This is a genomic window from Macrococcus epidermidis, from assembly GCF_003259695.1.
Classification (GTDB): domain Bacteria; phylum Bacillota; class Bacilli; order Staphylococcales; family Staphylococcaceae; genus Macrococcoides; species Macrococcoides epidermidis.
The window spans coordinates 274511-299193 of the sequence record NZ_PZJH01000001.1; the positions used below are offsets into that span (position 1 = coordinate 274511).

27 protein-coding genes, 1 other RNA gene and 1 riboswitch are annotated in these 24683 nt (G+C 34.2%); of the genes, 21 read left to right on the forward strand and 7 right to left on the reverse strand.

Annotated elements, in window-relative coordinates:
• Positions 1-8: 8 nt before the first annotated feature.
• Genes rapZ through whiA form a run of 3 tightly spaced genes read left to right on the forward strand, consistent with a single transcriptional unit; the run spans position 9 to position 2881 of the window.
• A complete protein-coding gene (gene rapZ, locus BHU61_RS01515; RefSeq protein ID WP_111714306.1) occupies positions 9-950 on the forward strand; it encodes an RNase adapter RapZ in 942 nt (313 codons plus the stop codon).
• Positions 937-1929 (forward strand): gluconeogenesis factor YvcK family protein, encoded by a 993-nt coding sequence (locus BHU61_RS01520; RefSeq protein ID WP_111714307.1) that lies wholly within the window; start codon positions 937-939, stop codon positions 1927-1929. The genes rapZ and BHU61_RS01520 overlap by 14 nt, the downstream gene beginning before the upstream one ends.
• 1 nt (position 1930) lies before the next feature.
• The gene (gene whiA / locus BHU61_RS01525; RefSeq protein WP_111714308.1) at positions 1931-2881 is read left to right on the forward strand and encodes a DNA-binding protein WhiA; all 951 of its coding nucleotides are present in this window, start codon (positions 1931-1933) and stop codon (positions 2879-2881) included.
• A gap of 49 nt (positions 2882-2930) precedes the next feature.
• Here whiA and BHU61_RS01530 read toward each other — a convergent pair whose 3' ends face one another.
• From BHU61_RS01530 to clpP, 4 genes are all read right to left on the reverse strand, one after another.
• Positions 2931-4334 carry an alkaline phosphatase gene (locus BHU61_RS01530; RefSeq protein WP_111714309.1) on the reverse strand — a complete coding sequence of 468 codons (1404 nt, stop codon included), beginning with the start codon at positions 4332-4334 and terminating at the stop codon, positions 2931-2933.
• Between the two features lie 102 nt (positions 4335-4436).
• Positions 4437-5162: a hypothetical protein gene (locus tag BHU61_RS01535; RefSeq protein WP_111714310.1), complete on the reverse strand. Its 726-nt coding sequence runs from the start codon at positions 5160-5162 to the stop codon at positions 4437-4439.
• 79 nt (positions 5163-5241) lie between these two features.
• Positions 5242-6612 (reverse strand): alkaline phosphatase, encoded by a 1371-nt coding sequence (locus BHU61_RS01540; protein ID WP_111714311.1) that lies wholly within the window; start codon positions 6610-6612, stop codon positions 5242-5244.
• 299 nt (positions 6613-6911) lie between these two features.
• Complete coding sequence (gene clpP, locus BHU61_RS01545; RefSeq protein ID WP_099580368.1) at positions 6912-7505, reverse strand: ATP-dependent Clp endopeptidase proteolytic subunit ClpP; 594 nt, start codon at positions 7503-7505, stop codon at positions 6912-6914.
• Between the two features lie 253 nt (positions 7506-7758).
• On the opposite strand from clpP, the gene BHU61_RS01550 reads away from it, so the two are divergent.
• The 12 genes from BHU61_RS01550 (at position 7759) to BHU61_RS01605 (ending at position 20142) form a co-directional block, all read left to right on the forward strand.
• The gene (locus BHU61_RS01550) at positions 7759-8010 is read left to right on the forward strand and encodes a glutaredoxin family protein (RefSeq protein WP_111714312.1); all 252 of its coding nucleotides are present in this window, start codon (positions 7759-7761) and stop codon (positions 8008-8010) included.
• Between the two features lie 156 nt (positions 8011-8166).
• Positions 8167-9210 (forward strand): sugar-binding transcriptional regulator, encoded by a 1044-nt coding sequence (locus BHU61_RS01555; RefSeq protein ID WP_111714313.1) that lies wholly within the window; start codon positions 8167-8169, stop codon positions 9208-9210.
• A gap of 188 nt (positions 9211-9398) precedes the next feature.
• On the forward strand, positions 9399-10412 hold the full coding sequence (gene gap / locus BHU61_RS01560; protein ID WP_111714314.1) for a type I glyceraldehyde-3-phosphate dehydrogenase: 1014 nt from the start codon (positions 9399-9401) through the stop codon (positions 10410-10412).
• 116 nt (positions 10413-10528) lie between these two features.
• Positions 10529-11719 carry a phosphoglycerate kinase gene (locus BHU61_RS01565; protein ID WP_111714315.1) on the forward strand — a complete coding sequence of 397 codons (1191 nt, stop codon included), beginning with the start codon at positions 10529-10531 and terminating at the stop codon, positions 11717-11719.
• Positions 11720-11735: 16 nt separating this feature from the next.
• Positions 11736-12485 carry a triose-phosphate isomerase gene (gene tpiA, locus BHU61_RS01570; protein WP_111714316.1) on the forward strand — a complete coding sequence of 250 codons (750 nt, stop codon included), beginning with the start codon at positions 11736-11738 and terminating at the stop codon, positions 12483-12485.
• Complete coding sequence (gene gpmI / locus BHU61_RS01575) at positions 12485-14017, forward strand: 2,3-bisphosphoglycerate-independent phosphoglycerate mutase (protein WP_111714317.1); 1533 nt, start codon at positions 12485-12487, stop codon at positions 14015-14017. Before tpiA ends, gpmI begins: the two co-directional genes overlap by 1 nt.
• A gap of 108 nt (positions 14018-14125) precedes the next feature.
• On the forward strand, positions 14126-15430 hold the full coding sequence (gene eno / locus BHU61_RS01580; protein WP_096077072.1) for a surface-displayed alpha-enolase: 1305 nt from the start codon (positions 14126-14128) through the stop codon (positions 15428-15430).
• A gap of 118 nt (positions 15431-15548) precedes the next feature.
• Positions 15549-15782 carry a preprotein translocase subunit SecG gene (secG, locus tag BHU61_RS01585; RefSeq protein WP_096077071.1) on the forward strand — a complete coding sequence of 78 codons (234 nt, stop codon included), beginning with the start codon at positions 15549-15551 and terminating at the stop codon, positions 15780-15782.
• Positions 15783-15875: 93 nt separating this feature from the next.
• Complete coding sequence (locus BHU61_RS01590; RefSeq protein WP_111715497.1) at positions 15876-16616, forward strand: alpha/beta hydrolase; 741 nt, start codon at positions 15876-15878, stop codon at positions 16614-16616.
• Positions 16617-16632: 16 nt separating this feature from the next.
• Positions 16633-18969: a ribonuclease R gene (gene rnr, locus BHU61_RS01595; protein WP_111714318.1), complete on the forward strand. Its 2337-nt coding sequence runs from the start codon at positions 16633-16635 to the stop codon at positions 18967-18969.
• Positions 18970-18979: 10 nt separating this feature from the next.
• On the forward strand, positions 18980-19441 hold the full coding sequence (gene smpB, locus BHU61_RS01600) for an SsrA-binding protein SmpB (RefSeq protein ID WP_099580384.1): 462 nt from the start codon (positions 18980-18982) through the stop codon (positions 19439-19441).
• Between the two features lie 161 nt (positions 19442-19602).
• Complete coding sequence (locus BHU61_RS01605; RefSeq protein ID WP_111714319.1) at positions 19603-20142, forward strand: hypothetical protein; 540 nt, start codon at positions 19603-19605, stop codon at positions 20140-20142.
• 48 nt (positions 20143-20190) lie between these two features.
• On the opposite strand, the gene ssrA is transcribed toward BHU61_RS01605, so the two are convergent.
• Positions 20191-20548: a transfer-messenger RNA gene (gene ssrA / locus BHU61_RS01610) on the reverse strand.
• A gap of 88 nt (positions 20549-20636) precedes the next feature.
• Positions 20637-20897 (reverse strand): hypothetical protein, encoded by a 261-nt coding sequence (locus BHU61_RS01615; RefSeq protein WP_111714320.1) that lies wholly within the window; start codon positions 20895-20897, stop codon positions 20637-20639.
• Positions 20898-21091: 194 nt separating this feature from the next.
• Between BHU61_RS01615 and aroD the strand changes: the two genes are divergently transcribed.
• Together aroD and BHU61_RS01625 are read left to right on the forward strand one after the other, a co-directional pair.
• The gene (gene aroD / locus BHU61_RS01620) at positions 21092-21820 is read left to right on the forward strand and encodes a type I 3-dehydroquinate dehydratase (protein ID WP_158554284.1); all 729 of its coding nucleotides are present in this window, start codon (positions 21092-21094) and stop codon (positions 21818-21820) included.
• A gap of 63 nt (positions 21821-21883) precedes the next feature.
• On the forward strand, positions 21884-22417 hold the full coding sequence (locus BHU61_RS01625) for a nitroreductase family protein (protein ID WP_170122426.1): 534 nt from the start codon (positions 21884-21886) through the stop codon (positions 22415-22417).
• Between the two features lie 45 nt (positions 22418-22462).
• Here BHU61_RS01625 and BHU61_RS01630 read toward each other — a convergent pair whose 3' ends face one another.
• On the reverse strand, positions 22463-22783 hold the full coding sequence (locus BHU61_RS01630) for a thioredoxin family protein (RefSeq protein WP_096077065.1): 321 nt from the start codon (positions 22781-22783) through the stop codon (positions 22463-22465).
• Positions 22784-22926: 143 nt separating this feature from the next.
• On the opposite strand from BHU61_RS01630, the gene BHU61_RS01635 reads away from it, so the two are divergent.
• The 4 genes from BHU61_RS01635 (at position 22927) to BHU61_RS01650 (ending at position 24486) form a co-directional block, all read left to right on the forward strand.
• On the forward strand, positions 22927-23280 hold the full coding sequence (locus BHU61_RS01635; protein ID WP_111714322.1) for a Spx/MgsR family RNA polymerase-binding regulatory protein: 354 nt from the start codon (positions 22927-22929) through the stop codon (positions 23278-23280).
• A gap of 72 nt (positions 23281-23352) precedes the next feature.
• Positions 23353-23721, forward strand: a complete 369-nt coding sequence (gene gcvH, locus BHU61_RS01640) for a glycine cleavage system protein GcvH (protein ID WP_111714323.1) — start codon at positions 23353-23355, stop codon at positions 23719-23721.
• 92 nt (positions 23722-23813) lie between these two features.
• Positions 23814-24203 carry a toprim domain-containing protein gene (locus BHU61_RS01645; protein WP_111714324.1) on the forward strand — a complete coding sequence of 130 codons (390 nt, stop codon included), beginning with the start codon at positions 23814-23816 and terminating at the stop codon, positions 24201-24203.
• The gene (locus tag BHU61_RS01650; protein ID WP_111714325.1) at positions 24175-24486 is read left to right on the forward strand and encodes a thioredoxin family protein; all 312 of its coding nucleotides are present in this window, start codon (positions 24175-24177) and stop codon (positions 24484-24486) included. Before BHU61_RS01645 ends, BHU61_RS01650 begins: the two co-directional genes overlap by 29 nt.
• A 39-nt stretch (positions 24487-24525) precedes the next feature.
• A riboswitch (SAM riboswitch) is annotated at positions 24526-24631 on the forward strand.
• Positions 24632-24683: the final 52 nt, after the last annotated feature.

Below are 24683 nucleotides of genomic sequence, written 5' to 3' on the forward strand. Positions count from 1 at the left end.
ATGAATTCATGTATTATAGAAGTAATAGCTTTTTGAGGGGGATTTCAGTGAATAATGAAGAAAATTTTAAAAAATTAGTCGTTGTAACAGGAATGAGCGGCGCTGGAAAATCTGTTGCTATTCAGTGTTTAGAAGATCTAGGTTATTTCTGTGTTGATAATCTACCGCCAATATTATTACCTAAATTTGTTGAATTGATGCAGGATAATAATCAGTCACTTTCACGTGTTGCATTAGGTGTAGATTTACGTGGTAAAGATTTTTTTGACAATTTACGTGAAGAACTTCAAAATATAACAAATTTAACAGATATACTCGTTCAGGTATTATTTATTGAAGCAAATGATAATGTACTTGTTTCGCGTTATAAAGCGACACGTCGAACGCATCCTATTTCATCTGGTGGAACACCTTTAGAAGCAATAAATGAAGAACGCAGATTGCTAGCAGATTTAAGAGGCGTTGCAACCCATATTGTTGATTCATCAGATTTTAAGCCTAAAGAATTACGTTCAAAAGTGATTGAATTATTCGGCTCTGGAAAAGATAATATATTTTCTATCAATGTGATGAGTTTTGGTTTCAAACATGGTGTGCCAATAGATGCAGATATTGTATTTGATGTACGATTTTTACCGAATCCTTATTATATTGAGGAACTACGTCCTTTAACTGGAATGGATGCACGTGTTTATGATTATGTGATGAAATGGAAAGAAACTGAAATATTCTATACGAAGCTGATGGACTTATTGAAATTTGTAATTCCTGGATATATGCGTGAAGGAAAGTCACAAGTTGTAATTGCGATTGGATGTACAGGTGGTCAACACCGTTCTGTTGCTTTAGCAGAACGTATTAGCAATGAACTGATAGATTTCTTTGATTTTGAATTGAATACTCGCCACAGAGATGCATTAATAGAAGGAATCATTGATGAGAAGGCTTAAGATTTGTCTGATTGGCGGTGGTACAGGATTATCCGTAATGGCGAGAGGTTTAAAGCATTATCCTGTAGAAATAACGGCAATTGTAACAGTAGCAGATGATGGTGGAAGTACTGGTAAAATTCGTGATGTCATGGATATACCCGCACCTGGAGATGTGCGTAATGTACTTGCAGCATTAAGCGATGTGGAGCCGATGCTTGAGAAATTGTTTCAGTATCGTTTTAATGATGAAACTTTAGGTGGGCATCCAGTTGGAAATTTGATGCTTGCTGCAATGACAGATGTAACAAGTGATTTTGGGCATGCGGTCAAAGAGCTGAGCAAAATATTAAATGTTAAAGGTACAGTAATACCTTCTACAAATACGAGCCCTATTCTCAATGCAATTATGGAGGACGGAGAAATTGTAGTCGGAGAATCTTTAATACCTTTAAAAGATAAAAAAATTGAAAGTGTATTTTTGACACCTTCAAACATTAAACCGATGAAAGAAGCGGTAGAAGCTTTACTTGAATCTGATTTGATTGTAATGGGACCAGGTAGTCTATATACAAGTATCATCCCGAATTTAGTTTTGGATGAACTTGCTGAAGCGATTGTAAAAAGTGATGCTAAAAAACTTTATGTCTCTAATATCATGACACAACGCGGTGAAACGATTGATTATACAGTCGGTGATCATATTGAAGCGATTCATAAGCATGTTGGGCAGCCATTTATACAATTTGTTATTGCAAATGATACTACATTTGATAATAAAATTCATGATAACTATGCACGAAACAATTCGACTTTTGTTCATTGCGATTATGATAGCATCCGAAAAATGGGCATTGAACTGATTACTGATAACGAACTTGTTGATATCAATTTAGACGGTATTGTACGTCATAATAATGAAATCCTCGCTGATATGATATATGAACTTGCATTAAGTGAAATCAGTACAATAGAGTTTAACCAGAAAGAAGGCGAGTAATATGTCTTTTGCCTCAGAAATGAAAAATGAATTAACGCGGATTGAAACAGATATGTGCTGTAGTAAAGCAGAATTATCAGCGCTAATTCGTATGAATGGTAATTTGAGCATTCAGAACATGAAATGGGTAATCAATGTTCAATCTGAAAATGCTGCGATTGCAAGACGAGTATATAGTTTAACGAAGAAAATCTTTGGTGTAGATATTGAATTGCTCGTTCGTAAGAAGATGAAACTTAAAAAAAATAATGTCTATATCTGTAGAATAAAAATGAAAACGAAAGAAATTCTGGACGAACTTAAAATATTAACTGATGGTGAGTTTAAACAAATTGTCGATAAGTCTTTAGTATCAGATGAATGCTGTAAACGCAGCTATTTACGCGGTGCTTTTTTGGCAGGGGGATCAGTTAATAATCCTGAGACATCTTCTTACCATCTTGAAATATTTTCTTTATATGAAAGCCACTCACTTGGTTTAACAGCATTAATGAATGAATATGAATTAAACGCAAAAACTTTAGAACGTAAAAAAGGTTATATTTCATATTTAAAAGAAGCAGAGAAGATTTCTGAATTTCTCAGTATCATTGGTGGCTATCAGGCGCTATTAAAGTTTGAAGATGTAAGAATTGTACGAGATATGCGTAACTCTGTTAATCGTCTTGTGAATTGTGAAACAGCAAATTTAAATAAAACAATCAGCGCAGCGATGAGACAAGTAGAGAATATTAAATTAATCGACCAGGAAATTGGAATCGATGAATTACCGGAGCGACTTAGAGAAATAGCACGTCTAAGGGTATTACATCAGGACATATCACTTAAGGAATTAGGTGAAATGGTTTCTACAGGTGTTATATCTAAATCAGGCGTGAATCATCGTCTAAGAAAACTAGATGAAATAGCTGATAAACTACGTTCAGGAGAGTCAATTGAATTGAAGAAATAAAATAAACCGGATGAGCAATGTTGCTCATCCGGTTTCATTCGTTCTATTATTATTTCTTTAAGAATGATTTGATGTTCGTAGCATTTTGGATATTATGTTGAACACCTGCAAATTTCTCTTTACCTGGGCCATATGCGTAAACATGGATTTCTTCACCAGTATGAACTAATGATCCCCATCCAGCATTTGCACGAACGTCTACAACTTTATTGATTGCTTTTAATGTTGCTGTTTCGTCTTTTGCTGTGGCAGCATTGACGATTGCTTGACGCTCTTCAGCAGATAAATCTTCAAATTTGATGTTATCAGAGATTAATTTTTCAATATTAGCCCCGTCTTCAATTAATTTAGCTGTTAAACCTTCAGCAGTCATCTTCATATTGTTAACTACTTTTGGATGGAATTCATATTTATCACCTGTACCTACTGATAAACCACCAGTAGCGTGGTCAGCTAAAGCAATTACTAATGTATTACAATCTTTTTTAGCATAATTTACAGCTGATTGGTATGCTTTATCGAAAGCAGCAATTTCACTCATCATACCAGTTAAGTCATTAGCATGACCTGACCAATCAGGTTGAGACCCTTCTACCATTAAGAAGAAACCTTTTTTGTTTTTAGATAACTTGCTGATTGCAGTATCTGTCATTTCTTTTAAAGAAGGCTCTTCAGCTGGACGATCGATGTCTTTACTCATCGCAGATGGAGCGAATAAACCAATTAAACGACTTGATTTAGATGCTTTTTCTTTTAACATTGCATCACGTGTTGTAACGTATTTAAATTTAGAACGTTTTTCTAAAGTTTTTACTAAGTCTAAAGTCACTTTACCGTTTTCATCTTTTTGTTTGAAGAAATCAACACCCCCACCAAGCATGACATCAACGATTGGGCGTTTGTATTTTCCTACTTTTACAGTACGAGACATTTGCTTAGCAATATCCATTTCATTTTTACGAGATTCATTATGCGCAGCAAATACTGCAGGTGTTGCGTGTGTTAACTCACTTGTTGCAACTAAACCAGTTGAACGACCTGCTTTTTTATAAGCTTCTAATACAGTTTCAACAGGTTTTTTGTTTTTATCAACTGAAATTGCCCCATTGTAAGTTCTTACACCTGTTGCTAATGCAGAACCAGCAGCACCTGAATCAGTGATGTTTAATTTTTCATCGTCACTGATTGTTAATTGAGAACCTACTAAATATTGATCAAAGAAAATTTTGTCTAAACCAGGTGTTTTTTCATTGTCTTTGTAGTAGCGGTAAGCACCTAATTGTGAAATCCCCATACCATCACCAATCATTAAGATTACATTTTTAGGTGTTTTAGAACAAGTTGCTTTCTTTGCTGTCGCTGCGTCAGCAGTTGGTGCATTGAAAGGGATTACTGTTGAAGCTACTGTTGTTGCGATTAAAGTTGATGCTGCAATTGACTTGAAATTAACCATGTGGATAAATCCTCCTAATATTTGATAGCTTTAATATATCAGTATAATGTAAAGGATTTATTTCTAAGCAGTAAATTTCATATTAATAAATTGTAAAGATTCCTATTTGGAACTTTTGAAGTTTTCAAATGATTTAAAAGGAGTATCTTCTATTACAAAACTTCCTTCTGTTTCATTATTAACCTGATGAATTGCTGTAAACATTAATAATTCACGTTTACTGTCGTATTGCGTTGCGCCGAATTTTTTTGCATAATTCTCATAAGCTATATAATCTTTATCATTTTTATTTAGCGTATCTAAATATTTATAATCTTCTTCGTGCATTTCAAACTTTGGATAAAAATGTGCTGATTTATCGCTACTAACAATTTCAACATGCTTTGGATCAGCAGTAATAAAGCGACCATCCTGCAGCATATACATTTTTAGATCCTTATATGTTACTTCAGAAATAGCCGTAAATTCATGGTTTTCACCTGCAGGTATCGTTGGAATTCCGTGCCCTGTATCTTCTGAATAGATGATTGTGTCATTATCTTTAACTTTGATCACTTTACTAATGGTTTTTGATTCTACACCTTTAACCGGATATTTTTTTATTTTTCCTGGTCTTAATTTTTCAACGGAACCAAATATTTTTTTAGCTTGCTGCTCTGTATAAGGTTTAATGTTTTTATTTGCTGAATTACTAGACTTATCTATATTTGATTTTGTATCAGTAGTACTTTCTGTAGACGTTTCTTTTTTAACTTGAGAGGAATGATCTGCATTACATGCAGTTAACAAAAGTGTAGTAGATAAGAATAATGTAGATAGAGATTTCATTTTAAAACTCCTTCTGATTTAAGTATAAAAAAATATATCCAGACACAATTTGTGCCTGGATATTCTTTAAATAAGTTGACTATTTGAAGAATTTAAAGATGCGTTTCGCGTTATCTGTATTATCCATGCTACCGCGCCATTGTTCACTACCTGGTCCATATCCGTAAATGTATACGTCTTCACCAGTGTGTCCGCCAGTTGTCCAACCAGTAAAACTTCTTTTGTTTACAGGTTTTTCGATAGCGTCTTCAATCTTCACAGCTTCTTTAGAAGCTACTGCATCTTTAATAGCTTGAATTTCTTCAGCTTCTAATTCGAAACCGATATTGTCTTTAATGATAGCATCGATGTCAGCGCCATCTTTCATCATTTGAGCACGTAAATATTCAGGTGTATGTTTCATCTTTTTGATTGGATCTACGAAGAAGTTATATTCTCCACCTTGTCCCATTGATAAACCACCAGTAGAGTGGTCAGCTGTTGCGATAACTAATGTATTACAGTCAGTTTTAGCGTATTTAATTGCTTCCTGGAATGCAGCATCGAAATCTTGCATTTCACTCATTGCACCAGTGATATCATTTGCATGACCAGCCCAGTCAATTTGAGAACCTTCTACCATTAAGAAGAATCCTTTTTTGTTAGAACCTAATTTTTTAAGTGCTGTATTTGTCATATCTTTTAATGATGGCATATTTTTATCACGGTCAATCATTTTTGGCATTCCACCAGGAGAGAATAAACCGATAACTTTCTTTTGCTTAGAGTTACTTGAAACTTTCTTTAACCATTTTTTGTTTGATACGAATTTGTATCCATCTTTTTGGAATTCTTTAATTAAGTTACGATCTTCACGTTCGAAATAATCTCTTCCGCCGCCTAAGATAACATCAACTTTGTGTTGTTTGTTAATCATTTCATCAAAGTAATCATCAGCGATTGCAGCCATGTTTTTACGAGACTCATCATGCGCACCAAATGCAGCTGGAGTTGCATGTGTTACTTCACTTGTTGCAACTAAACCAGTTGATTTACCTTTTGCTTTAGCTTGCTCTAATACTGTTTTAACTTCTTTCTTATTAACGTCTACTGCGATTGCACTATTGTAAGTTTTAACACCTGCACTCATTGCTGTTGCAGCAGAAGCAGAATCCGTAATATTTTGATGTTCATCATCTGCAATTGTAGTTTGAGCACCTAATAAATAGTCATCAAATGAAATTCTGTCTAACTTCTTAGTAGCAGCATTGTCACGCATATATCTATGAGCAGCAACGAAAGATGGACCCATTCCGTCTCCGATCATAAAGATAACGTTTTTAGGTGTTGAACTTGGCTTACATACTTTTGTTGCAGCCTTTGCAGTGTGTGATGCATCAGTTACTGGCAGAGAAGTTGCTAATAAACCAGCAGTTAAAGTTGTAGCTAATACTTTGTTGATTTTCTTCATGATAATCCTCCAAAAAGTTAATAGTTTTTTAATGCATTCTAAATTTATCAAAACTTTGTAAATAAATGAGTGTGATTGTGTAAAAGTTTTGTAAATTACTTTTTATAAATAGTAACTATTCCTAATAGGATTAATTACTATTAGGAATAGTTATTATTTGTGTTAATCTTTTTAATCTATTTATTATTATAATATAATAAATAGATTCGCGTAAAATTGAAAAAGCACTTAGACATACAAATGTCTAAGTGCTTAGTATAAATAATTTATTCAGTTAATAATCTGTACCTATATTCTGATTATTTCTTCTCATCAATAGGATGCATAACTTCATCAATTAATCCATATTCTTTAGCTTCATCAGCAGATAAGAAATTATCTCGATCAGTATCTTTTTCAATTTTTTCAACAGGTTGACCTGTACGTTCAGAAAGAATACGATTAAGTTTTTCACGTGTTTTTAAAATATGACGTGCTGCAATTTCAATTTCAGTTGCTTGACCTTGCGCACCGCCTAAAGGTTGATGAATCATTACTTCTGCATTAGGTAATGCAAAACGTTTCCCTTTTGCACCTGCTGCTAATAAGAATGAACCCATTGATGCAGCCATACCAATACAAATCGTTTGAACATCTGGTTTAATATGTTGCATCGTATCATAGATTGCCATACCAGCAGTGACACTTCCACCTGGTGAATTGATGTATAGGTAGATGTCTTTCTCAGCGTCCTGTGCTTGTAAGAATAATAACTGAGAAATAATTGAATTTGCTACATTATCATCAATAGCAGATCCTAGCATAATGATTCTATCTTTAAGTAAGCGAGAATAAATGTCATAAGCACGCTCACCTCTGTTAGTTGATTCGATAACTGTTGGAATTAAATTCATAATTTATTGCCTCCTTGTTTACTGTTAAAAATAATATACACTATAACGTCAAATATAGTCAAAGATTTGAAACTGTATTATAAAATTTTTTAATTTACTTGTTATTCATTATAATAGTAGATATTACATATTGATAGTGAAGTGCTATGAAGTTTATTAATATACAAATAATAAATAATAAAAAAATGAATATTAAAGAATAAACATTAAATAACAATAAAAGACGCTTATTAAAATATAAAGGTAGGTCATTATGGAACATATTATTTTTTATACACAACCAAACTGTAATTTATGTGATGATGCAAAGTTTCAGATTTCATTTGCACAGGAAGATATCGATATTAATGTGACTGAAGTTAATATTCAGCAAGATGATAAGCTTAATGAATTATATTGTTTAAGTGTACCTGTGTTGATCGATAAAGATACTGGTGCAACAATACAGGAAGGTAATGTCGATTTTGTAACAATTATTGATTATTTTCAAAGTAAATATAAATAAATTAAAATAATATAAAATGTAAACGTTTTTAAGTTTTCTAATTACTTGCAAAACTTATTTAGTCTTGTTATTATTGCATTGTAACGTTAGTTAGTTTTTGACCCGTGCGGGTCGTATTTAGTCCAACTAATTGTTATCGATTAAAGGAGGAGTCATATGAATCATTTATTAAAGGTTCAACAATTACTGATTCCCGATTTAATTGAAAAGATGTATCGCCGTTATTTAATCTTAGATACGATTCATCTTCATCAGCCGATTGGTCGTAGATCTTTAAGTGATATTCTTTTGATTACTGAAAGAGTACTCCGAACTGAGATTGATTTATTGAAAGTACAAGGTTTAGTTAATATTTCATCTAAAGGTATGACAATTACTGATGAAGGGATAGACGTACTTGCAGATCTTCAATCTTTAATGGAAGGTTATGCAGCATTAGAAAGTTTATCTCAACAAATCAAACAATATTATGGTTTAGAAGAAGTGATTGTAGTGAATGGTAATGTAGATACTGATGAAGTTGTTAAGAACAGACTTGGTGAAGCAGCTAGTAATGTTTTGCAAAGATTAGTGATTAACGGTGATATCGTATCTGTAACTGGTGGTTCAACGATGCTCAGCGTAGCGAATCAGTTAAAACCGCTCAATAAACGCGTTATCTTCACACCTGCCCGAGGTGGATTAGGTGAAGACTTGTCTTTTCAAGCGAATGCAATTGTTCAGCAAATGGCTGAACACGGGAAATGTCAATTTGAAGTATTATATGTACCTGACCAGGTAAGTGAAGAAGCATATAATACACTTGTAAATGAACCATCTGTAAAGCGTGTACTCGATCATATTAAAAATGCAAACATTTTAATTCATGGTATCGGGGATGCGATGAAGATGGCAAAGCGTAGACATTCATCTAGTAATGATTTCGAAATTTTAAAACAAAAGAATGCTGTCGCAGAAGCATTCGGTTATTACTTTGATGCAGCTGGTGAAGTCGTCCATAAAGTTAGAACGGTCGGTATTCAACTAGAAGATTTAAATGAATCTATGAAAATTATCGCAGTTGCAGGTGGAAGTACTAAACAATATGCGATTGAAGCATATTTAAATGTTGCACCCAAACATACGATTTTAATTATTGATTCAACTGTAGCGCATTGGCTGGTGAAACAAATTAAACAACAGACTTTACCAGTTACATAATTTAAGTTATATGCGTAATATTTTTGTTTTAATGACTTTTATGGTTATAATTAAATTATGTTGTATAACGTGAAATAATTAGTGAAAGTATACAAATTGTGTATTTGATTAATGTGTTAAAAGAATTGGATTCACTTAGGGGTATCCCCTAATAAAATATATATGATATATAAAGGAGGCCATTACTCATGGCAGTAAAAGTAGCAATTAACGGATTTGGTAGAATTGGACGTTTAGCATTCAGAAGATTACAAGAAGTAGAAGGTATTGAAGTAGTAGCAGTTAACGATTTAACAGACGATAAAATGTTAGCGCATTTATTAAAATATGATACAACGCAAGGTCGTTTCAAAGAAGAAGTAGAAGTAATTGAAGGTGGATTCCGTGTAAACGGTCGCGAAATCAAATCATTCGAAAATCCAAACCCTGCTGAATTACCATGGGGCGAACTTGGAATTGATGTTGTTTTAGAATGTACTGGTTTCTTCACTGATAAAGAAAAAGCACAAGCGCATATTGAAGCAGGTGCTAAAAAAGTATTAATTTCAGCACCGGCAAAAGGTGACTTAAAAACTGTAGTATATAACGTTAACCATGACGTATTAGACGGTTCAGAAGAAATCGTTTCAGGTGCTTCATGTACGACTAACTGTTTAGCACCAATGGCTAAAGTATTAAACGATGAATTCGGAATTATCGAAGGTTTAATGATGACAGTTCACGCATTCACAGGTGACCAAAACACATTAGATGCACCACATGCTAAAGGTGACTTCCGTCGTGCACGTGCAGCAGCAAACAACATCGTACCTAACTCAACAGGTGCTGCAAAAGCAATCGGTTTAGTAATTCCAGAATTAAAAGGTAAATTAGACGGATCAGCACAACGTGTTCCAGTACCAACAGGTTCTGTAACTGAGTTAACTACAATTTTAGAAAAAGAAGTTTCAGTTGAAGAAGTAAACGCTGCAATGAAAGCTGCTTCTAACGAATCATTCGGTTACACTGAAGATGAAATCGTTTCTTCTGATATTATCGGTATTACTTATGGTTCATTATTCGATGCAACACAAACACGTGTAATGACTGTTGGTGAACACCAAATGGTTAAAACAGTAGCTTGGTACGATAACGAAATGAGTTATACTGCTCAATTAGTACGTACTTTAGAATTCTTAGCTGAACAAGCACAATCTAAATAACATTTTATTCACGCGTAAGCGGGGGAAGATTTCGCTTCTCCTGCTTATTTTATTATTAGGGGTTCATTGTTATAATTAACATCGTAAACACTAATATTTTATAGGAGGCCACAAAGATGGTTAAAAAAATTGTTTCAGATTTAGACTTAAAAGATAAAAAGGTTTTAGTACGTGCAGATTTTAACGTACCTATGAAAGATGGTGCGATTACTAATGATAATCGTATCGTAGAAGCATTACCTACTATTAAATATATTATTGAACAAGGTGGTAAGGTTATTTTATTCTCTCACTTAGGTAAAGTGAAAGCAGAAGAGGATAAAGCGAAGTTATCATTACAACCTGTAGCAACACGATTAACTGAACTATTAGGGAAAGATGTTAAATTTGTAGCTGAAACACGTGGACAAGCATTAGAATCAGCAATTGATGCATTAGCTGCGGGAGATGTTTTATTATTTGAAAACACACGTTTTGAAGATGTAGATGGTAAGAAAGAAAGTAAAAACGATCCTGAATTAGGTAAGTACTGGGCTTCTTTAGGAGATGTGTTTGTCAATGATGCTTTTGGTACAGCTCATCGTGAGCATGCATCAAACGTAGGAGTAGCTACACATTTAGAAACTGCTGCTGGATTCCTGATGGAGAAAGAAATTAAATTCATAGGTGGCGTAGTAGAAAATCCTGAGCGCCCATTTGTAGCAATTTTAGGTGGCGCGAAAGTCTCTGACAAAATTGGCGTTATCGAAAACTTATTAAAAGTAGCTGATAAAGTATTGATCGGTGGAGGTATGGCTTATACTTTCTTAAAAGCTCAAGGTAAAGAAATCGGTCAATCATTATTAGAAGAAGATAAGATTGAATTAGCGAATGATTTATTAGCACGAGGAGAAGGTAAGATCGTATTACCAGTTGATGCAGTTGTAACGAAAGAATTCTCAAATGATGGAGAAATTTCAACTGTTTCAGTTGATGAAATTCCTCAAGATTTACAATCGTTAGATATTGGACCAGCTACGATTGAATTATTCAAAAAAGAATTAGAAGGCGCTAAAACAGTAGTTTGGAACGGACCAATGGGTGTATTTGAAATGAGCAACTTCGCTAAAGGTACAATCGGTGTTTGTGAAGCGATTGCACATTTAGATGGTGCGACTACAATTATCGGTGGTGGAGATTCAGCTGCAGCTGCTATGGATCTTGGATTTGCAGATAAATTTACACATATTTCAACAGGTGGCGGAGCGTCATTAGAATATTTAGAAGGTAAGGAACTACCTGGTATTAAATCAATCTCTGAAAAATAAAAAGGTGGCTATTAAAATGAGAAAACCAATTATCGCAGGAAACTGGAAAATGAACAAAACAGTTAAGGAAGCAAAAGATTTTGTCGCTAATTTACCTGCTTTACCAAGCACGGATAGCGTTGATGCAGTTATTTGTGCACCAGCAATTCAATTAGATGCATTAGTAAATGCGAACGTTGAAGGTTTAAATATCGGCGCGCAAAACTGTTATTTTGAAGATAATGGAGCATATACTGGAGAAACATCACCAGCTGCTTTAAAAGACTTAGGTGTTAAGTATGTAGTTTTAGGGCATTCTGAACGTCGTGAGTACTTTGGTGAAACAGATGAAGATGTAAATAAAAAAGCATTAGCTGTTTTTAAACACGGTATGACGCCAATTATCTGCTGTGGTGAAACAGATGAAGAACGTGAATCAGGTCAATTTGAAGCTCGTGTTGGTTCTCAAGTTTCTAACGCATTAAAAGGATTTACTGAAGAACAAGTTAAATCTGCTGTCATTGCCTATGAACCAATCTGGGCAATTGGAACTGGTAAATCTGCTACAAGTGAAGATGCTGAGTCATCTTGTAAATTCGTTCGTTCAGTTGTTGAAAAAGACTTCAATACAGAAGTAGCACAAGCTGTACGTATTCAATATGGTGGTTCTGTTAAACCTGAAAACATTAAAGAATACATGGCAAATGAAAATATTGACGGTGCGTTAGTAGGCGGAGCGTCATTAGAAGTAGATTCATTCGTAAAATTGTTAGAAGGTGCTAAGTAATGAAAAGCCCAACTGCTTTAATCATACTTGATGGCTTTGCTTGCCGAGAAGAGACATTCGGTAATGCAGTAGCTCAAGCAAATAAACCGAATTTTGATCGTTACTACAACAAATATCCACATGAGCAATTAATGGCGTGTGGACTTGATGTAGGATTACCAGAAGGACAAATGGGTAATTCAGAAGTTGGCCATTTAAACATTGGTGCCGGCCGCATTGTGTATCAATCATTAACACGTATCAATAAATCAATCCAAGATGGTGACTTCTTTACAAATGAAGTGTTATTAGATGCGATGAAACATGTAAAAGAACATGATTCAGCGTTACACTTAATGGGATTATTATCTGACGGTGGTGTACACAGTCATTACAAACATCTGTTTGCATTATTAAAGCTTGCAAAAGAACAAGGTGTTGAAAAAGTTTATGTTCATGCATTTTTAGATGGTCGTGATGTTGGTCAGCAAACAGCATTACAATTCATTGAGGAAACTGAACGTCAATTTAAAGAAATTGGTGTTGGACAATTTGCATCTGTTTCAGGTCGTTATTATGCGATGGATAGAGATAAGCGTTGGGATCGTGAACAGTTAGCATATGATGCGATGACATACGGTAAAGGTGTCGAATACAAAACAGCTAAAGCTGGTGTTGAAGCAAGTTATGCTGAAGGTGTTAACGATGAGTTCGTAGTACCATTCGTAGTAAAAGACGAAGAAGTTGGTTCAGAAAATACAGGTGTTAATGATGGAGATGCAATGATCTTCTTCAACTTCAGACCTGACCGTGCAGCACAATTATCAGAAGTCTACACGAATGAGGAATTTGATGGTTTTAAAATGGATAAACGATTAATCGGCATCAAATTTGTAACATTTACTAAGTATAATGATCAAGTGAAAGCTGATGTTGTGTTTGTTAAAGAAGATTTAGTCAATACCATTGGTGAAGTTGCAAGTAAAAATGGCTTAAAACAATTACGTATTGCAGAAACTGAAAAATATCCACACGTGACATATTTCATGAGTGGTGGACGTAATGAAGCGTTTGATGGAGAACGTCGTGTATTAATTGACTCACCAAAAGTTGCAACATATGATTTGAAACCTGAAATGAGTGCATACGAAGTACGAGATGCATTGCTTGCAGAACTTAATAAAGGTGATTTGGATTTAATTTTATTAAACTTTGCCAATCCTGATATGGTAGGTCACTCAGGGATGCTTGAACCTACAATTAAAGCTATAGAAGCAGTCGATGAATGTTTAGGTGCTGTCGTTGATAAGATTATAGAAATGGGAGGCACTGCAATAATTACAGCTGACCATGGGAACTCAGATGAAGTATTAACAATCGACGGAACACCTATGACTGCGCATACAACTAATCCGGTGCCAGTAATTGTAACACGTGAAGATGTTACCCTGCGTAGTGGTGGTCGTTTAGCTGATTTAGCACCAACATTAATTGATTTATTAGGTGTTGAAAAGCCTGTCGAAATGACCGGTGAATCATTAATTCAAAAGTAATTCACACTTAGATTAAAAGTATTACTAAAATTAATTTAATTAATTGATTATTCCTGACAAATCGGGAATAATAAAATAGAAAATAAAACAAACAAAGGAGTTTTACACATGCCAATTATTACAGATGTTTATGCACGTGAAGTATTAGATTCAAGAGGTAATCCTACAATTGAAGTTGAAGTATTTACAGAAAGTGGTGCTTTAGGTCGTGCATTAGTACCTTCTGGTGCTTCTACTGGTGAACATGAAGCTGTTGAATTACGCGATGGTGATAAAGACCGTTACATGGGTAAAGGTGTATTAAAAGCTGTTGAGAATGTTAATGAAATTATCGCTCCAGAGATTATCGAAGGTGATTTTTCAGTTTTAGACCAAGTATCAATCGACAAAATGATGATCGCTTTAGACGGTACAGAAAACAAAGGTAAATTAGGTGCAAATGCTATTTTAGGTGTTTCAATCGCTGTAGCGCGCGCAGCTGCTGAATACTTAGGTATGCCTTTATACAAATACTTAGGTGGATTTAACGGTACACAATTACCAGTGCCTATGATGAACATCGTTAACGGTGGTTCTCACTCTGACGCACCTATCGCATTCCAGGAGTTTATGGTATTACCAGTTGGCGCACCTAACTTTAAAGAAGCTTTACGTTGGGGAGCAGAAATTTTCCATAACTTAGCGAAAATTTTAAAATCTCGTGGATTAGTAACTGCAGTAGGTGACGAAGGTGGATTCGCTCCAACATTCGAAGGTACTGAAGATGCAGTTGAAACGATTTTAGAAGCAATTAAAGCAGCAGGTCTTGAACCAGGTAAAGATGTATTCTTAGGTTTCGACTGTGCTTCATCTGAATTCTATGAAAACGGTACTTATGATTATGCTAAGTTCGAAGGTGAAGGCGGTGCGAAACGTACTTCAGCTGAACAAGTAGATTACTTAGAAGAATTAGTTAATAAATATCCAATTATCTCTATCGAAGATGGTATGGATGAAAACGACTGGGACGGTTGGAAAGCTTTAACTGAACGTTTAGGAGATAAAGTTCAATTAGTTGGAGATGACCTGTTCGTTACGAACACTAAAATTTTAGAGCGTGGTATCAACGAAGGTGTTGGTAACTCAATCTTAATCAAAGTTAACCAAATTGGTACTTTAACTGAAACATTTGAAGCAATCGAAATGGCTCAAAAAGCTGGTTATACTGCAGTAGTTTCTCACCGTTCTGGTGAAACTGAAGATACTACAATTGCTGATATCGCAGTTGCTACAAATGCAGGTCAAATTAAAACTGGTTCATTATCACGTACAGACCGTATTGCGAAATACAACCAATTATTACGTATTGAAGATGAATTATTTGAAACTGCTAAATTTGAAGGATTAAACTCTTTCTACAACATCAGTAAATAATAACTTTATAGTCTATACATCGAAAAGGAACGTGACGACGTTCCTTTTCTTTATGTTTCTTTTTACAAGTGAATATGTTAATATAATATGAGTTATTAGAAATTGAGGAGGACCATCAATGAATACTTTACTTACAGTATTACTAATTATTGATTGTCTTGTATTGATCACTGTTGTGTTATTACAAGAAGGTAAGAGTAATGGCTTATCAGGAGCAATTAGTGGTGGAGCTGAACAATTATTCGGAAAACAAAAACAACGTGGTGTTGATTTAATTTTAAATAGAATTACTATTGTTGCGTCTGTTTTACTTTTCTTAATTACAATTGCAATCGGTTATTTTGGTATTTAATAAGGGGTCCGGACACATTGTTCGGGCTTTTTTATTTTTATTTTGTACTTAAAACACATACAATAAATATATAAGGAGATATTTTTGATGAAAATGAAAATTCAATTACCTAAACCATTCTTTTTTGAAGAAGGCCCAAGAGCAGTGTTGTTATTACATGGCTTTACTGGAAACTCTTCTGATGTGCGTCAATTAGGACGTTTTTTACAGAAACAAGGGTATACATGTTATGCACCGCATTATGAAGGACACGGTGTACCTCCAGAGGAGCTGCTACAGTCCAGTCCACATGTTTGGTGGAGTCAGGTTATAGAAGCTTATGATTTCCTGAAATCAAAAGGATATGAGGAAATAGCAGTAGCTGGTGTATCACTGGGAGGCGTATTTAGTTTAAAATTGAGTCAATATCGAGATGTAATGGGTGTTGGGACGATGTGTTCACCAATGCATATAAAGACGACAGGGAATATGTTTGATGGTGTGCTTGCATATGCACGTGAATTTAAAAAGCGTGAAGGAAAGACGCCTGAACAAATTGAGAGCGAGATGTCAGCCTTTCATCCAACATCAATGCTTGAAGAATTACAGACGACATTAGCTGAAATAAGACCAACTTTAGATAATGTATATGCGCCTTTATTCGTTGCACAAGGACGTTTAGATACAATGATAGATATTGATTCAGCGAATATTATATATAATGAATCTGAAAGTGAAGAAAAAGAGATACATTGGTATGAGAAAAGTGGTCATGTTGTTACAATAGATATTGAGAAAGAACAATTGTTTAATGACTTTTTAGCATTTTTAGAAAAGCTTGAATGGTCAAATTAAAAAGGAGGCAATATATATGCATCTATTTGAAGAAGAAGTTATTGCATATTTACAATCATTAAAAGGGAATGCAATTACGGTAGAAGATATAGAAAAACATCTTGGTTTAAAAGATGCAGATGCCTTTACTGGACTTGTAAAAACTTTAGTAGCGCTTGAGCAGTCAGGCAAGATCAATCGCACTAAAAATGATAAATACTATATACCGGGTAGTCCGGGAGACTTAGTACAAGGTACTCTAAGTCAGCACAAAAAAGGATTCGCTTTCGTTCGTCCGGAAAATGAGGCGATAGAAGATGTATTTATCCCGCCAAATAAGATCAACAGAGCGATGGATGGCGATACAGTATTAGTGAGTGTGTCAAAAGCAAGTGATGGGCGTAACGAAGGTGAAGTTAAAGCAATACAGAAACGTGCGATAACGCAAGTTGTCGGAACCTATACTGAAGCGAGACATTTTGGGTTTGTACTTCCGGATGATAAACGTATTACACAAGATATCTTTATTCCTAAAGGTAAAAATCTTGGTGCTGTAGAAGGACATAAAGTATTAGTGGAATTGACACAATATGCTGATGGCACGAACAATCCTGAAGGTATGGTTAAAGCAATCCTTGGACATAAAAATGATCCTGGTGTAGATATATTATCCATTATCTATACACATGGTATTAATATTGATTTCAATCCTGCAACTATTGAAGAAGCGAACAATGTGCCGGATGAAATTGAACCACATGATTATAAAGATCGTGTAGATTTACGTGACGTATTAACCATTACAATTGACGGTGCTGATGCCAAAGATTTAGATGATGCGATTAGTGTGGAAAAGTTAGAAAATGGCAATTATAAATTAATCGTTTCAATTGCTGACGTTAGTCACTATGTTACGGAAGGATCAATGCTAGATCAGGATGCATTTGAGCGTGGGACGAGTGTCTATTTAGTCGATCGCGTAATACCTATGATTCCACATCGATTAAGTAATGGTATCTGTTCCTTAAATCCTAAAGTCGATCGATTGACGTTAAGCTGTGAGATGGAAATCGATCATACAGGACGTGTTGTAAATCATAAAATTTATCAAAGTGTGATAAACTCTGATGAAAGAATGACGTATGATGCTGTCAATCAGATATTAGAGCATAATGATGAAATCTTAATACATGAGTATAAACATATTCATGAACTGTTGATACACGCAAAAGATTTAGCTGATATATTAAAACAAATGCGTGTAAATCGTGGAGAAATTGATTTCGACCTTAAAGAAGCTAAGATTTTAGTAGATGAAGTAGGTGTGCCTAAAGAAGTTGTTATTCGCGAGCGCGGATTAGGTGAACGATTAATTGAATCATTTATGTTAATGGCCAATGAAACCGTAGCCGAGCACTTTGCAAAATTAAAAGTACCATTTATTTATCGAGTCCATGAAGAACCGAAAGCAGACAGATTAAAGCGATTCTTTGAATTCATTACAAATTTCGGTTTAATCGTTAAAGGCGGTACTGAAAATATTCATCCAAAAACGCTTCAGAATATCGGTAAAGAAATTAAAGATAAACCAGAGGAATTAGTTATCTCTACACTTATGTTACGTTCAATGCAGCAAGCGAAATACTCTGAACAGAATTTAGGACATTTTGGACTTTCTGCTGAATACTATACACACTTTACATCACCAATCAGACGTTATCCGGACTTAATTGTTCATAGATTAATCCGCAAATACTTAATCGAACATTCAATGAATGAAGAACAAAAAGCAATATGGGAAGACAAGCTTGTTGATATCAGTGAACATACTTCTAAACGTGAACGCCGTGCGATTGATGCAGAACGTGATACAGATGATCTGAAAAAAGCAGAATATATGATTCAACATTTAGGTGAAGAGTTTGAGGGTATTATTAGCTCTGTTGCTAACTTCGGTATGTTTGTAGAACTTGAGAATACAATCGAAGGTATGGTACATAACTCTAATATGACAGATGATTATTACCACTTTGATGAACGTCATATGGCGATGATTGGTGAACGTCATGGTAAAGTGTTTAAAATCGGTCAAAAAGTAAAAGTAAAAGTCGTGAATGTAAATGTTGATGAACGCATGATTGATTTTGCGATAGTCGGTATGGACATGGCTAAAATTGAAAGTAAAATACGTGAAGTTAAGATTAAAGCTGAACGTAAAAGTGGTGGTAACAATAATAACCAAAAACCACGTAAAAAAGGTCGTGGAAAAGCAGCTGGCGAAAAGTTTAGTAAAGCAGCGAAGAAAAATGGTGGAAAGAAACCATTCTATAAATCCAAAGCAGTGAAAAATGCAGGTAGAGGCAAAAAGAAATAGAGGTGAAGTTATGCCAAAAGGTGACGGAAAGACATTAGCACAAAATAGAAAAGCAAGTCATGATTATACCATTGAAGAAACATTTGAAGCGGGAATTGTGTTACAAGGGACAGAAATTAAATCGATAAGACGCGGCAGTGCGAACTTAAAAGATTCTTACGCAAGAGTGTATAACGGTGAAATGTATGTGTATAACATGCATATCGCACCGTATGAAGAAGGAAATCGATTTAATCATGATCCTCTGAGAACACGTAAACTGCTTATGAAACGTAAACAAATCGATAAATTATTCGGACAGACACGTGAGCAGGGTTATGCGTTAGTGCCGCTTAAGTTATATATTAAGAATGGCTACTGTAAGATGCTTGTAGGACTTGCCAAAGGTAAGAAAGACTACGATAAACGACATGCATTGAAAGCAAAAGAAGCGAAACGTGAAATGGATCGTGCGATGAAAGAGAAATACTAACTACCGGAGAAATTCGGTAGTTTTTTGTTTGGTGATGTACTAGATGTCCGAATGATGTAGTCCCAAGTACATCAATCAAGTTGCGTAATTTAGTAATTTCACAAAAAAACTTGTACGATACAAAAAAAGTGTAAAATGAATATGAAAAGGAGATGTTAAATATGAAAATTACGAAATTAGCAGTATCAACGATTATTGCAACGTCATTAACGTTACCAGCATTATCAACTCAAGTTGATGCGAGTGCAACGACAGTGTCTGTTCAAAAAATGTCAGAAAAAGCTTTTATTAATAAAGTTCAAACTGTCAAAAAAGAATATACTAAGATTCCAGTAAATATTAGAGCTGGTTACTATATTAATCCACAAAAACAAACAATTACTGTAGTTATTAAAAATTTAACGAAAAATGTAAAGTATAAAAATGGGATCATCAAAAAATTCGGTAAAAATAATTTAATCTTTAAAACTGCATCATATTCTGAACAAGGATTAGTAAAAGCTAAAAATCATCTAGAAAAATACATTGCTGCAAACAATCTAAAAGTTGCTGGATATGGTACGAACATCATGTCTAATAAAGTATATGTACAGGTTGTTAACAATGAAAAACGTACAATAAAATTACTTACAGAGAAATTTAAATCGGCAGCTTATAAAATAGAGATTATTACTCCTGAACAAGCGCCAAGAACTGAATAAGCAGAAATAAAAAAGCTTATACCCCTTAAGGTATAAGCTTTTCTTTATGTATGGAGACGGCGGGAGTCGAACCCGCGTCCAAAGATCCTGCAATTGATACTTCTACGTGTGTAGTCCTGTTATTGAATTTCACGATACATCTGAAAACGGACATCCGAATGTATCGCTAGCCCGATTAATCTCTTACGAACAGACTCCAGGCGGAAGTGTTCGTCGTATCCTACTAAAGTTGAACCTCTACATCAGGCACATAGGCGATGCTTGAGAGAGGTGCAGAGTGCGATTAGGCAGCTACTGCGAAATTGTTTGTTTTGCCAGTTATTATAACTGTTGTGTTGATAACGAAGACAACCCTCCGACACGCTATACCAACCCAAGTGACCCCTGTCGAATCCGTAACGCCCCCGAGATAGTATGAATAAAATAACTAGCATATTTAAATATAACAAATTGAAACACATATTTCAATAATAAAGCATAATACCTTATAGGTACTATGCTTTATTATGGATATGAATGGTCTTATCATTTTCATCAATAGATACGATAATCTGATTATTATTGTTCATATTTTTAAAAGTGATATTATCTTCACTATCTTTAGTGAATTCGATAACGTCCATTATGCTATGGCTTTTGTATATGGGTTTTGTAATCGCGATATAGTCTTCGTTTTCTACTAAACGAATGGCTATCTTCGTGTGGTTATCTATTTTCCATCCTGGTAACGTTTTTAAATCAAATAGTGTTTTCATTATTATCCTCCATATATTAATCACTATGCTTTCCAAATTAAATTATTGTGAACTTATAATATGGGTATAATTGATACAATTTATTAATCAAGTAAGGTAAAATAGACTTAAGAGATTGTTCAATAATTAACAGCACTTATCTATTTTACCATACTTTCACTTTAATTATTGGATGAATAAGAGGAGGACTTATTTTGACAGAGCAGAGTAGTGCAATTCCAAAGGTAATATTGACGTTATCAGATGTACAGAACACAGATGAAAAAGTGATTAAAGAAGCGGTTGAATATATCGATTATTTCGATGTCGTTGAATATCGAGCTGACTTAGCACAAGGTTCAATTGAATTTTATGAATCTGAGATTGCTTTTATAAAGAATAAGTTTCCATCAAAACAAATTTTATTTACATATCGCACAGAAGATATGAATAACAAGACAAAAATTACGATGGATGCTTATTTTGAACTTATTAAAGAAGTGATAGAGAAAAAGTTATGTGATATTATCGATTTAGAATTGATGATGTACGAAGACTATATGGATAAATTATTGGTTTTGGCACGTGCGAATAATATTTTAGTGTTAATCAGTCACCATGAATATGAATTCACTCCACGTATTAAAGATATGCTCGCGATATATAATCGCATGATTAAACTAGATGCAGATTACTGTAAACTAGCGGTTAAACCGAATGATGGTAAAGATGTGCTTAACTTAATGTCAGCAGTTTATGAAACAAAACAAAACTGTAATTTAAATATTATCGGTATAGCGATGGGAGAAATTGGAAAGATTACACGAGTGGCGTGTGGGATATTTGGATCATCTATGACCTTTGGCTATGTTGGCAATCCTGTTGCACCAGGTCAAATTCATATTAAAGATTTACATGATCAGATTGTACTTTATAAGTCATGATTTACAAATTAATGATACTTCTTTATAATTGATAATGGTTATCATTTATGAGGAGGTATTTTTTTGGAATTAAAAGATGCGATAAAAAATAGAAGAAGTATTAAACAGTATGTCGATACAACTGTTGAAGATAGCGCTGTAGAACGTGCGATTGAATTAGCGACATATGCACCTAACCACGGTATGCGTGAACCTTGGCGCATTGTGTGGGTGAAAAAAGAAAGATTAGAAAACTATGCTCAGACGTTTGCTGACGTTGCATTTAAGAATAATGCAGAGAAAAAAATTCAGCATGTAGACAAAACAAAAATACTTGCTGGTATATTGTTAGTCGTTGGTCCACGCGATCGACGTCAAAAAGAAAATTTAGAAGATGTTCTTGCGATTGGCGGTTTTATGCAGACGCTTTCATTAGCTTTATATGAAGAAAAGATAGGGAGCTGTATTAAAACACAACCACCTTTACTACACCCAGAGTTATCAAAACATCTAGGTTGCGAGACTGATGAAATGATTTATGGAGCGGTTTATTTAACAGCTCAAACGGAATCAGAATATAAGGCACGAAAGAATAATAATTTAATTTCAGCATATTAAAAAAACCATCCATTTCATCAATGGATGGTTTATAAATTTAAAATTTTATTTTAAGTTCTCGGCTAAAAATGCTTTAACTGATTCAGGTGTTTTTGCGTTAGCAGAATGAAGATGTGCTAATTTTTCACCTTTTTCAAAGATAAGGATACTTGGGATACCCATCACTTCATTCTCATCAGCAGCTTCAGGTACTTGGTCACGGTTGATTTTATACCATGTATAGTCATTGTATTCATCTACAATAGGATCAATCCAGAAATCCATACGTGTACAATCGGGACACCAATCTGCAAAGAATTTTACGATTACTTTCTCATCTTGATTTATAATTTCTTTAAATTCTTCATATTGACTTATTGTTCTCATAATTATTCCCTCACAGTGTTTTATATAATTTATTTATATGATAATTATATACCTTTTTAATAAATTATTAAACGATAAGGATTGCAGTTGTAACCTTTAAGAATAATTGTTAATATTAGGTTAAATTAAGAAGGAGGCCTATGATGATAAAATTTTATCAGTTACCAAATTGTAGTACATGTAGAAAGGCAGCAAAATATTTAGAAACACATGGCGTTAGTTTTGAACCTATCCATATCGTTGAACTTACTCCCACGGCTGCAGAATTTAAAGCGATTGTAGAACAGACAAATGTTGATATTGATGCGCTTTTCAATAAACAGGGTGCTAAATTTAAAGCATTAAACCTTAAAGAAACATTAAGCGAAAAGTCAGATGATGAAAAGTTTGAATTACTTGCTTCAGATGGTATGTTAGTTAAAAGACCGTTAGCTGTTAATGGCAATAAAATTACTTTAGGCTTTAAAGAAAAAGAATATAGCGATACTTGGTTATAAAAATGATTGAATAAACGCTTACAATGTGTCATTATTATAGTGATAGTACTTTAATTAAACGGAGGGTTTATAATGTCAAACTTAAAATTTTCAAAAGATCACGAATGGGTAAAATCAGAAGATAATGTTAAAACAATCGGTATTACAGATTTCGCACAATCTGAATTAGGGGATATCGTATTCGTTGAATTACCAGAAGTTGGAGATGAAATCGAAGTTGGTGCTCCTTTTGGTAGCGTTGAGTCAGTAAAAACTGTATCTGAATTATATGCTCCTATCTCAGGCAAAGTTATTGAAGTTAACTCTGAATTAGAAGATTCTCCTGAATTAGTAAACGAATCAGCAATGGATCAAGCTTGGATGATTAAAGTTGAAGCTGACGATGCTGCACTTGAAGAATTAATGGATCAAGCACAATATGATGAAATGATTAACGCATAAATGGTATAATTTCCTTGATAATAATTTATCAAGGAATTTTTTTATTATCAAATTGCTAAAACTGAATACAATATGATAAAAAGGTGATGGACATGTCTGTAATTACTAAAGTTATCGTTGTAGAAGGAAAGCGTGACAAACTAAGATTACAAGAAGTATTAACGGAACCTGTACATATTATATGCACCAATGGCACGATGGGTATCGGAAAACTGGATGATATGATTGAAGATTTGTATCATCATAAAGTTTATATTATGACCGATAGTGATAAAGCTGGACGTAAAATTAGATCTTGGTTTAAACGCCATGTGAGTGAAAGTAATCATATTCATATTGATCCGAAATACGGTGAGGTGGGTAATTGTCCACTAGATTATTTAGCAAGAACGATGATGAAACATCAGTTTGATGTAAAACAACAATTGATATGGAAAGGTAAGCCCGCGCAATATGAACTTAAATCAGCTTTTGCAATTTGAAATTTCAGATCAACCATTTATTCTATTTGGATATACCCCGTTTTGTGGTACATGTAAGCTTGCAGAAAAGATGTTAGATATTACTGCTGCATCTCTAAATATACCCGTTATAAAAATTGATTTAAATTATTATGAAAATTTAAGTCAGTATTATGAAATAAAAAGTGTACCTGTGCTATTGTTTATTCGTAATGGGATAGTCGAAAATATTTCTTATCAATTTGAGTCCGTAACAACTTTGTATGAAAATTTAAATTTACTGTTGACGAATACTTCAAATTGACTTAAGATAAAGAACATATTCATAAAACAACTAAATAAACTCTTATCCAGAGTGGTGGAGGGATGTGCCCTATGAAACCCGGCAACCGTCAATAATGACATGGTGCCAATTCACATAAAGTTATATTAACTTTAGAAGATGAGAGAGTCGAAAATAGATAATTATCGTCTTTCTTATGTTCACATAGGAGAGACGTT

Bases quoted from the DNA above. Each gene is read 5' to 3' on its own strand.
- clpP (WP_099580368.1), bottom strand. From the start codon at position 7,505: ATGAATTTAATTCCAACAGTTATCGAATCAACTAACAGAGGTGAGCGT.
- rapZ (WP_111714306.1), top strand. From the start codon at position 9: ATGTATTATAGAAGTAATAGCTTTTTGAGGGGGATTTCAGTGAATAAT.
- BHU61_RS01535 (WP_111714310.1), bottom strand. From the start codon at position 5,162: ATGAAATCTCTATCTACATTATTCTTATCTACTACACTTTTGTTAACT.
- eno (WP_096077072.1), top strand. From the start codon at position 14,126: ATGCCAATTATTACAGATGTTTATGCACGTGAAGTATTAGATTCAAGA.
- gcvH (WP_111714323.1), top strand. From the start codon at position 23,353: ATGTCAAACTTAAAATTTTCAAAAGATCACGAATGGGTAAAATCAGAA.
- BHU61_RS01590 (WP_111715497.1), top strand. From the start codon at position 15,876: ATGAAAATTCAATTACCTAAACCATTCTTTTTTGAAGAAGGCCCAAGA.
- secG (WP_096077071.1), top strand. From the start codon at position 15,549: ATGAATACTTTACTTACAGTATTACTAATTATTGATTGTCTTGTATTG.
- tpiA (WP_111714316.1), top strand. From the start codon at position 11,736: ATGAGAAAACCAATTATCGCAGGAAACTGGAAAATGAACAAAACAGTT.
- BHU61_RS01615 (WP_111714320.1), bottom strand. From the start codon at position 20,897: ATGAAAACACTATTTGATTTAAAAACGTTACCAGGATGGAAAATAGAT.
- gpmI (WP_111714317.1), top strand. From the start codon at position 12,485: ATGAAAAGCCCAACTGCTTTAATCATACTTGATGGCTTTGCTTGCCGA.
- rnr (WP_111714318.1), top strand. From the start codon at position 16,633: ATGCATCTATTTGAAGAAGAAGTTATTGCATATTTACAATCATTAAAA.
- BHU61_RS01645 (WP_111714324.1), top strand. From the start codon at position 23,814: ATGTCTGTAATTACTAAAGTTATCGTTGTAGAAGGAAAGCGTGACAAA.
- BHU61_RS01635 (WP_111714322.1), top strand. From the start codon at position 22,927: ATGATAAAATTTTATCAGTTACCAAATTGTAGTACATGTAGAAAGGCA.
- BHU61_RS01605 (WP_111714319.1), top strand. From the start codon at position 19,603: ATGAAAATTACGAAATTAGCAGTATCAACGATTATTGCAACGTCATTA.
- gap (WP_111714314.1), top strand. From the start codon at position 9,399: ATGGCAGTAAAAGTAGCAATTAACGGATTTGGTAGAATTGGACGTTTA.
- BHU61_RS01565 (WP_111714315.1), top strand. From the start codon at position 10,529: ATGGTTAAAAAAATTGTTTCAGATTTAGACTTAAAAGATAAAAAGGTT.
- BHU61_RS01520 (WP_111714307.1), top strand. From the start codon at position 937: ATGAGAAGGCTTAAGATTTGTCTGATTGGCGGTGGTACAGGATTATCC.
- whiA (WP_111714308.1), top strand. From the start codon at position 1,931: ATGTCTTTTGCCTCAGAAATGAAAAATGAATTAACGCGGATTGAAACA.
- BHU61_RS01540 (WP_111714311.1), bottom strand. From the start codon at position 6,612: ATGAAGAAAATCAACAAAGTATTAGCTACAACTTTAACTGCTGGTTTA.
- BHU61_RS01530 (WP_111714309.1), bottom strand. From the start codon at position 4,334: ATGGTTAATTTCAAGTCAATTGCAGCATCAACTTTAATCGCAACAACA.
- smpB (WP_099580384.1), top strand. From the start codon at position 18,980: ATGCCAAAAGGTGACGGAAAGACATTAGCACAAAATAGAAAAGCAAGT.
- BHU61_RS01550 (WP_111714312.1), top strand. From the start codon at position 7,759: ATGGAACATATTATTTTTTATACACAACCAAACTGTAATTTATGTGAT.
- BHU61_RS01555 (WP_111714313.1), top strand. From the start codon at position 8,167: ATGAATCATTTATTAAAGGTTCAACAATTACTGATTCCCGATTTAATT.
- BHU61_RS01630 (WP_096077065.1), bottom strand. From the start codon at position 22,783: ATGAGAACAATAAGTCAATATGAAGAATTTAAAGAAATTATAAATCAA.
- BHU61_RS01650 (WP_111714325.1), top strand. From the start codon at position 24,175: ATGAACTTAAATCAGCTTTTGCAATTTGAAATTTCAGATCAACCATTT.